General features: G+C 45.4%; 13 protein-coding genes. 4 read left to right on the forward strand and 9 right to left on the reverse strand.

What is annotated here, in order from left to right; translation table 11 throughout:
* Positions 1-11: 11 nt before the first annotated feature.
* The 3 genes from flgD to flgB are packed head-to-tail and all read right to left on the reverse strand — an operon-like array spanning position 12 to position 1,543.
* The gene (gene flgD / locus AAC155_RS09985) at positions 12-707 is read right to left on the reverse strand and encodes a flagellar hook assembly protein FlgD (RefSeq protein ID WP_113042008.1); all 696 of its coding nucleotides are present in this window, start codon (positions 705-707) and stop codon (positions 12-14) included.
* A gap of 12 nt (positions 708-719) precedes the next feature.
* On the reverse strand, positions 720-1,124 hold the full coding sequence (gene flgC, locus AAC155_RS09990; protein ID WP_113042009.1) for a flagellar basal body rod protein FlgC: 405 nt from the start codon (positions 1,122-1,124) through the stop codon (positions 720-722).
* Between the two features lie 5 nt (positions 1,125-1,129).
* On the reverse strand, positions 1,130-1,543 hold the full coding sequence (gene flgB, locus AAC155_RS09995) for a flagellar basal body rod protein FlgB (RefSeq protein WP_113042010.1): 414 nt from the start codon (positions 1,541-1,543) through the stop codon (positions 1,130-1,132).
* A gap of 251 nt (positions 1,544-1,794) precedes the next feature.
* Between flgB and flgA the strand changes: the two genes are divergently transcribed.
* The 4 genes from flgA to AAC155_RS10015 all read left to right on the forward strand — a co-directional run bounded on the left by flgA (position 1,795) and on the right by AAC155_RS10015 (position 4,810).
* Positions 1,795-2,454, forward strand: coding sequence for a flagellar basal body P-ring formation chaperone FlgA (gene flgA, locus AAC155_RS10000; protein WP_113042011.1), 660 nt, complete (start codon positions 1,795-1,797; stop codon positions 2,452-2,454).
* A gap of 124 nt (positions 2,455-2,578) precedes the next feature.
* On the forward strand, positions 2,579-2,881 hold the full coding sequence (gene flgM, locus AAC155_RS10005) for a flagellar biosynthesis anti-sigma factor FlgM (protein WP_113042012.1): 303 nt from the start codon (positions 2,579-2,581) through the stop codon (positions 2,879-2,881).
* Positions 2,882-2,892: 11 nt separating this feature from the next.
* The gene (locus tag AAC155_RS10010; RefSeq protein ID WP_113042013.1) at positions 2,893-3,333 is read left to right on the forward strand and encodes a flagella synthesis protein FlgN; all 441 of its coding nucleotides are present in this window, start codon (positions 2,893-2,895) and stop codon (positions 3,331-3,333) included.
* A 346-nt stretch (positions 3,334-3,679) separates the two neighbouring features.
* Positions 3,680-4,810 carry a hypothetical protein gene (locus tag AAC155_RS10015; RefSeq protein WP_113042014.1) on the forward strand — a complete coding sequence of 377 codons (1,131 nt, stop codon included), beginning with the start codon at positions 3,680-3,682 and terminating at the stop codon, positions 4,808-4,810.
* 156 nt (positions 4,811-4,966) lie between these two features.
* Here the strand turns inward: AAC155_RS10015 and AAC155_RS10020 are convergent, their stop codons facing one another.
* The 6 genes from AAC155_RS10020 to AAC155_RS10045 form a co-directional block, all read right to left on the reverse strand.
* Positions 4,967-6,478, reverse strand: a complete 1,512-nt coding sequence (locus AAC155_RS10020; protein ID WP_113042015.1) for a hypothetical protein — start codon at positions 6,476-6,478, stop codon at positions 4,967-4,969.
* 58 nt (positions 6,479-6,536) lie between these two features.
* On the reverse strand, positions 6,537-8,000 hold the full coding sequence (locus AAC155_RS10025) for a hypothetical protein (protein WP_113042016.1): 1,464 nt from the start codon (positions 7,998-8,000) through the stop codon (positions 6,537-6,539).
* A gap of 69 nt (positions 8,001-8,069) precedes the next feature.
* The gene (locus AAC155_RS10030) at positions 8,070-9,404 is read right to left on the reverse strand and encodes a hypothetical protein (protein ID WP_113042017.1); all 1,335 of its coding nucleotides are present in this window, start codon (positions 9,402-9,404) and stop codon (positions 8,070-8,072) included.
* Positions 9,405-9,436: 32 nt separating this feature from the next.
* Positions 9,437-9,880 carry a hypothetical protein gene (locus AAC155_RS10035; protein ID WP_113042018.1) on the reverse strand — a complete coding sequence of 148 codons (444 nt, stop codon included), beginning with the start codon at positions 9,878-9,880 and terminating at the stop codon, positions 9,437-9,439.
* Positions 9,881-9,898: 18 nt separating this feature from the next.
* Positions 9,899-11,470, reverse strand: a complete 1,572-nt coding sequence (locus AAC155_RS10040) for an FG-GAP repeat protein (RefSeq protein ID WP_113042019.1) — start codon at positions 11,468-11,470, stop codon at positions 9,899-9,901.
* Positions 11,471-11,554: 84 nt separating this feature from the next.
* Entirely contained in the window at positions 11,555-11,998 is a 444-nt protein-coding gene (locus AAC155_RS10045; protein ID WP_113042020.1) for a hypothetical protein, read from the reverse strand.
* Between the last annotated feature and the right edge of the window lie 117 nt (positions 11,999-12,115).

Genomic DNA, 12,115 nt, shown 5'->3' on the forward strand with positions numbered 1-12,115 from the left:
ATTCTTGCTGGTTAAAGAATTTGACGTATCTGATCCATCGTGACGGCACCGATCCGCCCTAAATCTAACTTCGCGCCGTCCGCGTCACGAGTAACACCATTTACCTTCGCAAACCTCAGCGGCTGAAATACTCTCTGTTCGCCTTTATAGCTGGCAGTAATGGTGAAGTTATAAGCGCCATCCTCAACATTCGTGCCATCTTCTTTTTTGCCATCCCAAGGGTGGAAGCTATGGACACCCGCTTCCAATCCACCGAGATCAATTTGGCGTACAACCCCGCCTTGTTTATCAGTAATGGTGACTTGCACACTATCCGCGGGCCTTTCCAACTCAATACCATATGGTGTCGTACTGACGTTCCCAGCTTCTTTGTTTAAACCAGCCAAAATAGTATTCCCAGGGATCATAACGCCTCGCCCAATCAAGGCTGATGCCTGTACAGGCTGATTATTATTTATCTGACCGACAATAGACCCCAGTGTGGTATTCAGCTTTTCGATCCCCGCTAGTGTGTTAATCTGCGCCAAATGGGAGGTCAGCTCATTGTTCTTCATCGGGTTAGTTGGGTCTTGATTTTTCATTTGCGCGAGCAGCAATTTCATGAAGTTGCTATTCAGCTCTTCACTACCCTTTTTCTTGCTAGCCAATGCTGACTCTCCAACAATCGTGTTATCCAGTGCTCCATTCACTGAGCTGGTAATAGCCATGAGTCACTCCTGTTATTGACCTAACGTTAATGTCTTTAACATTATCGATTTAGTTGTATTAAGCACTTCAACGTTGGCTTGATAACTACGGGAAGCGGAAATGGTGTTAATCATTTCTCCGACCACATCAACGTTTGGCATCCGTACATAACCCTTCTCATCAGCCAACGGGTGTCCCGGCTGATACTCAAGGCGGAAAGGGGTAGGATCATCCACAATTTCACTGACTCTGACGCCGCCTGTTTCTTGCCCCGCCGCCGCGGCAACACGGAAAACCACCTGTTTAGCCCGATATGGCTGACCATCAGGACCCGCAACACTATCGGCATTTGCCATATTGCTGGCGCTGACATTTAATCGTTGGGATTGCGCTGATAATGCCGAACTAGCAATATCAAAAACACTGAGTAAAGACATTGCCCTTATCCTTGCTGTAAGACTGACATCATGCTTTTAACTTGAGAGCTGGTCGCAGTCAGTTCAGCCTGATATTTCAAGCTGTTATCCATAAAATTGCTGCGTTCCATATCCATATCCACCGTGTTGCCATCCATCGCTGTCTGATGAGGCACCCGATACAGTAAGTCCATCTCCATTCTCTTCTGAGGCTGAATAGGAATATGCCGATCGGATGTCAGCGTCAGCCCGATCCCGTTTCCGGTGACCCGACCGTGTGCAATGGTTTTTTTCAGTTGTGTGGCGAAATCAATATCCCGCGCTTGATAACCGGGCGTATCCGCATTGGCGATGTTAGCGGACAATATTTCTTGCCGCCGTGATCGCAATGACAGGGCTTCCTGCTGAAAATGAAAGGCTGCATCTAATTTATCGAGCATATTCCTCCCTCTGATGTGACTGACTTGTGTTGTGAACCTTAATAGCGCTTTTCGCGATCGCGAAATTCGCAGTAAACAGAATAAACGCAGAAGGAAAAGCCTATCGGATGAATAGACGCTAATTGGATTGCTATTTATCCCATTGGCCGATATTCAATGTAGGTACACTTATATACAATGAAATGTACACGACTAAATGTACGCGACTAAACGGCAGCGTATTGACCTATAGAAATAACGAGAGCGAGAAGATGCAAGCTATAAATATTATCGGGCTGTTCGCATTTTTCTTTATCACTTCGATGGCATGGGGCAATAATTTACCCCAAGCTATAGAGCACTATTTCCAGCAGATACACCGGGATAATCATCATAAAGTTTCTGTTAACATCAAAACCCCTGAACAACAATGGCCCCAGTGTGAACGGCCAGAAATTCAACCCGCTATCGGTGGTCAAAACTGGGGAAATCTCTCTTTACCTGTGATCTGCCATCAACAACGCAAATTCATTCAAGTCTCTGTCAGTGTGACAGGGAATTATCTGGTTACTCGCCGAGCTATCTCGCGTAATGATGTTTTATCAGATAAAGATTTTCAGGTCAGAAGTGGATTACTGGAAAGACTACCGCATGATCTGGTCATTAACAAAAATGAGATAAAAAATAGTATTGCGATACGTAACATCCCGGCGGGGCAGGCGATTACTCATAATATGTTACGCCGCCCGTGGGTTGTACGGTCAGGCCAGAGTGTGGCGGTGATTATACAGGGAAATGGCTTCCAGATACGCAACGAAGGGAAAGCTATTAATAACGCCGCTATTTCTGATAAAGTCAGGGTTCGAATAAATTCAGGACATGTTATAACCGGCCAGGCATTAGAAAACGGCAATGTGAAAATCATGTTATAAGTTCTAAAGTTTTCGTTCACTGTGCCGATATAACCAGCAGAGCACGATTTGCAGGTATGCAAATGGCATGTAACCTGCTCCGATCCATAGGTGAACCTATGCCTGGCCATAAAGGATAATGATTATGAGTATCGAACGCACTCACCCCTTATTAGCTATCGCTGCTGTTCAACAGCGACCTACTAATGAAAGCGCCCAGAGCACCCGAAAAACCGCCGGCGTTACCTTACAAAGCAGCGATGCACAAGTGAAACTGAGCGAAGCACAAACAAAACTGGTTCAACCAAGCAGCCAGGATATCAATATCCAAAAGGTGCAAAAGTTGAAAGAAGCTATTGCTCACGGAACCTTAAAAATGAACAGCGGTAAAATAGCAGACGCTCTGCTCAAAGAAGCCGCCGAAAACTTTCAATACGATAAGAAATAATTAAACCCGCTATGGAAGAACTTCAACAACTACTCAAACAGCAAGTGACCTATTTGACCTCGCTGACCCAAACTATGGCGGAAGAACAACGTATTTTGCGCGAAGGTTTTATTGAAGCGCGAGATTTGCACCAGATAACAGAACGAAAAATTTTCCTGTTGTCCGCGCTTAGCCATTCAGAACAGCAACGTCTTAATTTGAGCAAAGCATTAAACATCATTGCGCCTTATGATAAGCAACCTTTGCTGGCCACATTATGGCAACAGATCGGCAAAGCGATTATCCGGGTTCGTGATTTAAACACCCATAATGGTTCGTTGTTAACCCAGCATCTTGATTTAAATAGTAAAGCCATTGCTTTCCTAAAAAGTCATCATAGCCCCTCTCTTTACGGTTCAGACGGCCAGGCTGCCCGTTACAGCATGCTTTCCGGCCACAAAGTTCAGGTTTGATTCAGTGCATTACCGCCCATTGCGGTAGTGCTACTTTTTATTGTTTTGATAGTATTTGTCAGCACCACCTTCCCGTTCAAACCGAGCTTCGTCGCTGCTCACGGAGTCCTCAAGCATGAATAATTCAAACGAAACGCAATGTACTGTGAAACAGTTGTTGCAATCAGGGAAGAACGGATTAGCAAAAATCACCATTTGTAAGTCAATATAACAATTGCACAACTATAATGTTTTGCGTGTTACGAAAATATATTGCAAAATAGGAATAAGCAACAATGGGTAATTATCAAAATTAACAGCGAGAACATCCTTCATTTCATTAACCTACCTTGGGAACCATACATTGATGCACAAGCAACTAAAAAAAAGAAAATCGAGCGGACAACAGATACCAAAAACGCCTCAGCAACAATTCAAAACTTACTGGAAGTCCATCGAAAAATACCAGTTGAAGATCGCCAAGCTACAACAGCAACAAGACGAATTGTTCATGCGCTTTCAACAGGAGATCTTACCGGTAGAACATCAATATATGCAGTCCAGATATGATAAAGCGGCACGGTTGCTTTCATTTGCCGATAAAAAATCGCTGGGGAAAACCCAACGGAGAGAATTATTTTTCTGGATAGAAGAAGAGCTTGCTGAGTTATGTACTTACCCCTTTAACGAAAACCTTGATCTCAATAAGTTGACCGATCACTTTTCCAATCTTCATGCGTTGAAAGAAGAGGAAATTCCGACACCAGAACAGATGGCTGATATCCGGCAGACTTTTGATGAATATTTTGATTTTAATGAAGAAATATCTGATGAAGAATTACTTGAAATGATCAGAAGTCCTGAAAAAATGCGTGCCACCTTAGAGCAACATTTTCAACGGGAATCAGAACATTTCTACGATGAATATGATGCAGAAGAGACCATTGACTTCGACCCTGCGGAAGAAGACCAGAAAAAACTGGATTCTTTATTTAAATCGCAGGAAGTGAGCCAAATGTATAGAAAAATAGCCAAGGTATTACATCCGGATCGTGAACAAGATTTGGATGAGAAGAAGAAAAAAAACCAGTTGATGGTACAGTTATCAAAAGCCAAGAAAGATAATGATGTCTGGACGATCATAGACATGTACCACAAGTACATTGATCCAACTTTCAGTTTTAATAGCCGGGATATATCCAACATCAATAAATTGCTTAAAGCACGTATAGACATATTGGCCGATGAGCTTAATCAGCTAAAAAAATCTGATTCGTTACCGGGTATGATTTGGCGCACACTGGGAGGTGAGACATCGAAGGCAATAGAAAATAACCTCCGCGAACACTGCAAAAAATTGCGGCAACATATAGAAAACGAAATCCAACTACGCGAAAGCCTACGCTCACTCACCGTACTAAAAAGCTACCTTGCGGAACGACGTAATGTCTTAGAATTTGAACAGGAAATTATCGACTATCTTTTCAAACAACATTGAATCCGCTGAGTATGGCGGAAATTTCAGCGGCTTACACATCAGGCTCAAGGGTATCCCCTATGGATTTCAAGATGCATCGCGAAGAATAGGGTGCTGCTACGCTGTAATAGCCCACGTTTGTGGGCGAAGTGCCGAGGAGGATGTTCAGCTTAGTGACTATGATATTATTTTAACATTCTCAAAAACATAAACTGCACCGGCTTTGGATTTAGAATCGACATTCTCTATCGTTGCCCCAACTGCCAAACTTGTCCCCGCCTTATTCAGGCCGACGGACCCACCAAAACCATTTAAATTGTCTGAATTGCCTGAAGGATTCAAAATCTCCATCGGTGTTTCCATATTCCACTTATTATTCAGACAGGTATACAGATACACCCTGTAAGACGCTCCTACTGCCAGACGATCTCCCGCATCATTCAGTTCTAGAGAGCTACCAAAATATACGCCACTTGCAGGGGCCGAAAACTTAATGGGATTTTCTCTATCCCAGATCCCATTCGTGCGCGTATACAGATAAACCTCCCCATCTGTGGATTTATAAAACTCTGTACCCACCACCAGACAATCTCCCTCTGCATTCAGGCTAAAAGTCTGGCTAAAACTAGATGATTCACCTTCAGGGTGACTAAACTTAATGGGGTTTTCTCCATCCCAGATCCCATTTGTGCGTGTATACACAAAAATCGTGCTTATTGTGGGACCAGAAGAAGAATCGTGACAATGCACCGCCAGACAGTTTCCTGCGGCACTCAGGTGGGCAATCCAGCCAAACTCATAAAAATTAGGAGGGAGCGGAAGCTTAATGGGGTTTTCTGTATCCCAGATCCCATTCCGACGCATAAATATACGGAACGGAGAGTAGTATCTGGCCCCACCCACCAAACAGTCTCCTGCTCCGCTCAAGCTGACATTCACACCAAAGTATTCACCTACAATCGGAAACACAACGGGATGTTTTGTATCCCAAACGCCCTTCGTGCGCGTATACACACAAACCCGCCCTCGGTTATAAGTGGGATACGGCAACATGTTTCCCAACGCCAGGGTATCGCCAGCCGCATCCAGAGAGACATCCCATGAAGATCTATGATATTCATCTTCATAAGCCTCAAACACAATAGGCTTGCTTATATTCCACTCACCACTCTTCCGGCGCGTATATACATAGACTTTATTAATCATCCCAACCGCTAAACAATCTCCCGCCGCGTTCAGACTAATAGAGCTACCAAAGTACTCCTTCTCTTTGGGGAAGGGAGAAACAATTCGCGTTATCATGGTGCGTTTCAAACCCAACACCTGCGTGATCTCCATCCGCTCACGCCGCGATAAACTGAAAAAATCCGCAAACTGAATCTGCCGATCGGCATCCAATTTCAGATATCCTCCCCTATCAAAAGAGAGTCCTCCTGGTTTCAGTGATAGCGCCAAAGCGCCTTGTTCGAGGTTTAGCCCACCAGAATGGCGCGTGTTGAGGGTCAGTTTTCCTTTGCCATCTCGTTTCAGCCCTGTGGTTGGGCCATTACCCTGAGCGCCATCAATGATTTCATATACCTTATATGCCTCATCAATCAAATGGGAAAAGGCTTCCGGCATGAGCCGAACACCAGACTTAAAACTCGCTTTCAATGAGTCAACAGTACTAATTTCTTTATCAGTCATCATATTTCCTCAAAAGCCAGCCGTATTAGACAGTCACCGTCACCTGTTTTCTGTATGGGCATCAATTGATATTCTCAAAGATATAAACTGCACCGGCTTTGGATTTAGAATCAACACTTTCTGACGTTGCCCCAACAACCAAACTCGTTCCCGCCTTATTCAGGCCAACAGGTCCACCAAAACCATTTAAATTGTCTGAAGGGTTCAAAATCTCCATCGGTGTTTCCATATTCCACTTATTATTCAGACAGGTATATACATACACCCTGGAAGACGTTCCCACTGCCAGACGATCTCCCGCGTCATTCAGTTCGAGAGAACCGCCAAAATGCTTTACGTCACTTGCAGGAACCGAAAACTTAAGGGGATTTTCTCTATCCCAGATCCCATTCGTGCACGTATACAGATAAACCGCCCTATCAGAGAGTCCATAAAAATTCGTACCCACCGCCAAGCGATCTCCCTCTGCATTCAGGCTAAAAACCCCGCTAAAACTAGATGATCCACCTTTAGGGTGACTGAACTCAATGGGGTTTTCTGTATCCCAAACCCCATTTGTGCGTGTATACACATAAATCACGGAAATGTAATCATCACACACCGCCAAACGGTTTCCCGCAGCACTCAGGTGTGCAATCGCGCCAAACGCATAAGAACCTGAAGGGACCGGAAACAGAATGGGGTTTTTTGTATCCCAGATCCCATTCGTGCGTATAAACATACGGAACGGAGAGGAGTATTGGCCCCCAGCCACCAGACAATCTCCTGCGGCGTTCAAGCTGACATTCTCACCAAATTTTACAGCAACCCACGGAAACACAATGGGATGCTTTGTATCCCAAACGCCCTTCGTGCGTGTATATACATGAACCACTTCTTGCCATATCTCTCCCAACGCCAGACAATCTCCCGCCGCATCCAGACCAACACGCCATGAAGATAGACCATATCCAGGTTCAGTATCCTCAAACACTATCGGCTTGCTTATATTCCACTCACCACTCTCCCGGCGCGTATACACACAGACTTTATGATTCGACCCAACCGCTAAGCAGTCTCCCTCCGCGTTCAGGCTAACAGAGCTACCAAAGTACTCATCCTCTATGGGGGAAGGAGAAACAATTCGCGTTATCAGAGTATGTTTCAAACCCAACAACTGCGTGATCTCCATCCGTGCTCCCCGCGATAAACTGAAAAAATCCGCAAACTGAATCTGCCGAGCGGCATCCAATTTCAGATATCCTCCCCCATCAAAAGAGAGTCCCCCTTCTGGTTTCAGTGATAAGGCCAAAGCTCCCTGTTCAGGGTTTAACCCGCCAGAATGCTGAGTGTTGAGGGTCAGTTTTCCTTTATCATCTCGTTTCAGCCCCGCGGTTGGGCCATCACCCTGAGCGCCATCAATGATTTCATATGCTTTATATGCTTCATCAATCAAATGGGAAAAGGCTTCCGGCATGAGCCGCACACCAGATTTAAAACTCGCTTTCAATGAGTCCACAGTACTAATTTCTTTATCAGTCATCATAATTTCCTCGAAAGCTGTATTAAACAGTCGCTGCCATCTGCCTTCTGTTCTCTGTCTTCTATACGGTCATCATTTGACATTCTCAAAGACATAAACTGCACCAGCTTCAGACACAGAACCAACCTCGGCTGAAACTGCACCAACCGCCAAATTCGTCTCCCACCTATTCAAACTGACAGCCTTACCAAAACCATTTAAATTGTCTAAATTGCCTGAAGGGTCCAAAATCTCGATAGGTGTTTCCATATTCCACTTATTATTTAGACAGGTGTACACATACACCCGGGAAGCTGCCCCCACGACCAGACGGTTTCCTACATCATTCAGTTTGATAGCACTGCCAAAATACGTTACGTCACTTGCAGGAGCCGAAAACTTAATGGGACTCTCTGTATCCCAGATCCCATTCGTGCGCGTATACAGATAAACCTTTCCCTTAGTGTGGACATCATAATCTACCCCCACCGCCAGACGATCTCCCTCTGCATTTAGGCTAAAAATCCGATTAAAATTGGATGAACGATCTTTATCAGCCATGAACTTAATGGGGTTTTCTTTATCCCAAATCCCATTCGTGCGTGTATATATGTAGGACCAAGCGTCGCCCGCCACCGCCAGACAGTCTCCTGTGGCGCTCAAGCTGACATTGTGACCACCAGCGTATCCACGTTGATCTTCCAGCGGAAACACAATGGGATTTTTGGTATCCCAGACGCCATTCGTGCGCGTATACACACAAGCCTTCACTTTTGGAATAACATCAATTAAATATCCCACCGCCAGGCAATCTCCTACCGCATTCAAACTGACATCCCATAAAGAACGACGAGATTGATCTTGATCATCCTCAAACACAGTGGGAGCGTTTATATTCCACTCACCCTTCCGGCCCGTATACACACAGACTTTATTATCCATCCCAACCGCTAAGCAGTCTCCCGCCGCGTTCAGGCTCACAGAAGTGCCAAAATGTTCATTCGCTTTAGGGGAAGGAGAAACCATACGCGCCATCATGGCACGTTTAAAACCCAACAACTGCGTGATCTCCATCCGTTCCCACCGCGATAAACTGAAGAAATCCGCAAACTGAACCTGCCGATCGGCATCCAATCTCAGACGCCTTCCTCCATCAAAAGAGAATCCACCTTCTGGTTTCAGTGATAAGGCTAAAGCCCCCTGTTCAAGGTTTAACCCGCCAGAAAGGTGAGTGTTGAGAGCCAGTTTTCCTTTATCATCTCGTTTCAGCCCTGCGGCTGGGCCATCACCCTTACCGCCATCAATGATTTCATATGCCTTATATGCCTCATCAATCAAATGGAAAAAGGCTTCAGGTGCGGGCGGAACACCGGACTTAAAACTCGCTTTCAATGAGTCAACAGAACTAATTTCTTTATCAGTCATAATATTTCCTCAAAAGCCATATTAGACAGTCACCGTCATCTATTCTCTGTCTTCTGTTCTCTGTCATCTGTCATCTGTTTTCTACCTCCTGTGCCCGCATCCAATAACAACTTGGCAATTTGTTTCTGCGTCTCCTCAGGAAGCAATTTAAAAGCTTGGGCCGAAACCGCTACAGTCCCATCCACCGACAGCACCCCGGATTTATCTAACATCAATCCCCCATCGAGCTGTAGCTTTAACGCAAGCCCTTTCGGTTCCAACGAGATGCCATCACCAATCTTAACCGCCAAACGGTTGTCGATAACCTGCAATCCAACTCCCGGATGATAAGTTTGATCACTATCCCGCCAACCAAAAAGCTGTCGCCACAATATGGCCCAATCAATCAGTGAATAAAATGCCGCCTCAGTCGGGATCTTGCCAGGGGCGAAGTGAGCACTAAGCTGGCTAACCGTTTCATCTGTTATCTCTTTCGCCATCGTTTTTTCCTCATTTAGCTAGTCGTAAAGGTAAACTTTCCCTTCTCCACTCTTCCAGCCACTGGCGCCAATCGCCAACGTATTGCCGTCACCGCTAAGACAAATGCCGGCACCAAATTTATGGTTTAATTCCCCATCCACTGCCAGTAATCTGCCCTGCGTAATCCATTGTTCATCCTGATAACTAAACCACCATCCTGCACCGGTTTGCACACCAGTGTTATCTTTACCAACAGGTGTTGACACCACCAGTATCTGACCGTCACTACTCAAAGACAGCTCACTGCCAAACCTTTCCCCGGCAGTCACCGCTTCTCTCAGTATCCCCATGGATTGCCATGCATTACGGTAACGCTGGTACAAATAGACCGCACCAACATTGCCCTTCTCTCCCGGACACCCCACCGCCAAAATATCGCCGCTATCGTTCAGGCTGAGACTAGCACCAAAGCTGTCACTGCTCTTGAGTGAAGGAGAGGTCTGCGAACTGAGTGGCGGTTGCGGCTGCCAATATTCCCCGTGACGATGAAATAACGTCACTTCACCGTTATTACCGTTACGCCCCGTTGCTGCCACTGCTAAGGTTGAACCATCTGCACTCAAGCTCAGTTTGACGCCAAACATATCGCCCTGTGCCGGAAAAGCTAAGGTCAGACGCTCACCAAGCTGTGACCATTTCTTTCCGTCATACTGATAAAGATACACTGCACCACAATTAGCCAGTGAACCCGATCCCCAGCCATAAGCACCTACTGCTAATAGGGTGCCGTCTGCGCTCAGGCTCACAGAACAACCGAAATGCTGCTGAACGTTCGCCTCACTCAGCCAAAGTTTGGCCGATTTCTCCCACACACCATTTGCCAATCTGTGATAAACGAACACTGAACCATGCCCACCATCACTGCTCCGATTATCAATACCCACCGCGAGAACATTACCGTTTCGATTCAGGCTTAGTGCTCTGCCGCCATAACCACTGACGTAATCAGCGAATTGCTGCCGCCAGCCGTTATCGGTATAAGAAAATAGATATACAGGTTCCTTTCCTTCTGCCCCACTAAGCGCGATAGTTTTCCCATCACCGCTGACACTGACAACAGAGCCAAGGTTTTTATTGTTACCGTTAGCCGGCAAATCAAACGCGGGCAACTGCACTTTACTCGCTGCCATCTCCCCAGCATGAATCAGCCAACGGTAAAGTTCTCTTTGTTGTTCCTCCGTAAAACTCTCAAATAATTCCAGCGACAATTTAAAGTCGGAGCGTAATCCCAATTCGCCATTAATAAACTGTAAGCCGCTGTCCTTATTAATATTAACCGCAATTTCACGGTCTTCTCCGATATGCACCCCTTCACCGGGATTCACCAAGAGTAAATTCACCTCATCCAGATCTCGGTTCAATCCTGCGCCTGGACTATTATCGATCTGACCAGGGTCCAGCCCGGCTAAACGCCGAGCTTCCGCCGCGATTTGCACCAATTGAGTATAATTTTCACTTTTCGGCATGGAATATAATTTAAACCAGGATTTAACTTCCTCTTTATCCAACAAATTATTCTCTCTGGATGTAAATATCTTGTTGTGAGCCATTAATACCTCCAATGCAGAATGACAAATAAATTAACGTTGTTACACGCCGTTCTATTCTTTTACTTTCTGGATAAACAATCCCCCCTAACCAGGCATTCCTTCTCTTGGTACAAACAGCACCTCTGCGGCTTTTAGCTGCTCGTAGTCTTTCTTACGCCAGAAGAGCTCTTCATCGGCAAACTTCGCCAAATCGTCGGGCGTAGCAACATGTTTAATCCCCACCCCGCGTATTTTTTCTGCTGGTATAAATAACACCCTCTTAACCTCCATCTGTTCGTAGGTTTTCTCATTCCAATAGCCTTCTTCATCGACAAACTTCGCCAAATCATCAGGCGTAGCGACATATTTAATTCCAAGACCAAGTGGAGTCTCTCCTGCTGGTGTAAACAATACCTCCGCAGTTTTCATCTGCTCATAAGTTTCTTTATTCCAGAAGAGTGATTGATCAGCAAACTTCGCCAAATCATCGGGTGTGGCAACATGTATCACGACAATATCTTCCTGATGTAGCGGCGGTTCAGTGGACATAATGTTCCCCCCCATTAATAAAGTCAGACCTTGGTATAGTTGATACAGCCCTCGGAAAACTCGCTCCCGATAACACTTATTTAATATTTAACTTGACTACGTTATTCGTTTTTCGTT

Origin of the sequence: Photorhabdus sp. HUG-39 (genome assembly GCF_963878365.1) — a bacterium.
Taxonomy (GTDB): domain Bacteria; phylum Pseudomonadota; class Gammaproteobacteria; order Enterobacterales; family Enterobacteriaceae; genus Photorhabdus; species Photorhabdus kayaii.

What these genes read in the sequence shown, in the direction of transcription:
- AAC155_RS10045 (WP_113042020.1), bottom strand. Translation starts at nt 11,998, where the DNA reads ATGTCCACTGAACCGCCGCTACATCAGGAAGATATTGTCGTGATACAT.
- AAC155_RS10040 (WP_113042019.1), bottom strand. Translation starts at nt 11,470, where the DNA reads ATGGCTCACAACAAGATATTTACATCCAGAGAGAATAATTTGTTGGAT.
- flgM (WP_113042012.1), top strand. Translation starts at nt 2,579, where the DNA reads ATGAGTATCGAACGCACTCACCCCTTATTAGCTATCGCTGCTGTTCAA.
- flgC (WP_113042009.1), bottom strand. Translation starts at nt 1,124, where the DNA reads ATGTCTTTACTCAGTGTTTTTGATATTGCTAGTTCGGCATTATCAGCG.
- AAC155_RS10020 (WP_113042015.1), bottom strand. Translation starts at nt 6,478, where the DNA reads ATGATGACTGATAAAGAAATTAGTACTGTTGACTCATTGAAAGCGAGT.
- flgA (WP_113042011.1), top strand. Translation starts at nt 1,795, where the DNA reads ATGCAAGCTATAAATATTATCGGGCTGTTCGCATTTTTCTTTATCACT.
- AAC155_RS10035 (WP_113042018.1), bottom strand. Translation starts at nt 9,880, where the DNA reads ATGGCGAAAGAGATAACAGATGAAACGGTTAGCCAGCTTAGTGCTCAC.
- AAC155_RS10010 (WP_113042013.1), top strand. Translation starts at nt 2,893, where the DNA reads ATGGAAGAACTTCAACAACTACTCAAACAGCAAGTGACCTATTTGACC.
- flgD (WP_113042008.1), bottom strand. Translation starts at nt 707, where the DNA reads ATGGCTATTACCAGCTCAGTGAATGGAGCACTGGATAACACGATTGTT.
- AAC155_RS10015 (WP_113042014.1), top strand. Translation starts at nt 3,680, where the DNA reads ATGCACAAGCAACTAAAAAAAAGAAAATCGAGCGGACAACAGATACCA.
- flgB (WP_113042010.1), bottom strand. Translation starts at nt 1,543, where the DNA reads ATGCTCGATAAATTAGATGCAGCCTTTCATTTTCAGCAGGAAGCCCTG.
- AAC155_RS10025 (WP_113042016.1), bottom strand. Translation starts at nt 8,000, where the DNA reads ATGATGACTGATAAAGAAATTAGTACTGTGGACTCATTGAAAGCGAGT.